Origin of the sequence: Bartonella jaculi (genome assembly GCF_039543045.1) — a bacterium.
Taxonomy (GTDB): Bacteria; Pseudomonadota; Alphaproteobacteria; order Rhizobiales; family Rhizobiaceae; genus Bartonella; species Bartonella jaculi.
The window spans coordinates 1-872 of sequence record NZ_BAABIZ010000149.1; the positions used below are offsets into that span (position 1 = coordinate 1).

At 46.3% G+C, this 872-nt stretch carries 1 pseudogene; it reads left to right on the forward strand.

The features are described from left to right. Positions 1–121 precede the first annotated feature (121 nt). Positions 122–872 (forward strand): annotated as a pseudogene (locus ABD915_RS09900) (phage tail tape measure protein); the annotation flags it as partial.

Here is an 872-nt window from a genome sequence, read left to right on the forward strand (position 1 = left end):
ATATACTGTAGAGGCGTTTTGAAAAAAACTATTCCCTCGCTTTTATTCTAGTGTCCCTCATCTTTAAAAAAGATAATAAAAACAAAATTCTACATGTAATAAAAAAGAAAATGGTGCCCAGACGCGGGGGCGCATGGTGGGTGCCATTGCCCAAACCGCAACTTTAATTGCACCCCTCTATAAAGCCATGCAATTCGACCAATCGATGAAAGGCTTGGAAAAGGTTTTGGATGCCCCCCTTGATCGCTTAAAGGAATTGCGCCGTTTTGCGCTTGAAACCTCCACAAAGATCCCTCTAGCAGCCCGTGAAGTTCTGGAATTGATGACCAGTGCCAGCCAAGCAGGAATTGGCGAACAAGATCTAGAAGCTTTTAGCATATATGCAGCCAAAGCCGCTGTTGCTTTTGATATGACAGGGGATCAGATTGGAGAGCGCTTTGCCAAATTGCGCAATGTCTTTAAGCTTAATCAAGCAGGCATTGAAGATCTAGGCGATGCTATCAATCATCTCTCTAACCACATGGCGGCTAAGGCAAGTGAAGTGTCTGATTTTACCAATCGTGCCACCGGTGCAGCAACCATGTTTAAGCTCACCGCCCGTGAAACCGCGGCTTTTGGTACGGCAATGATTTCTGCTGGGATTGTTCCTGAGAGTGCTGCATGTGGTTTTAACTCTATCAGTGCGCGCATTCAGGCGGGAGGCAAGCATATTGAAGATGCTTTTACCAATATCGGGCTTTCTCGCCAAAAATTCATGGAAGATCTGGACAAAGATGCCACCGGTACCTTGGTGCGCTTTTTTGATGTTTTAGCCAAATCCGAACAGGGGATGCGTTCTCTGATTGCCATTGCAGGGCGCGACTTTACTGGGG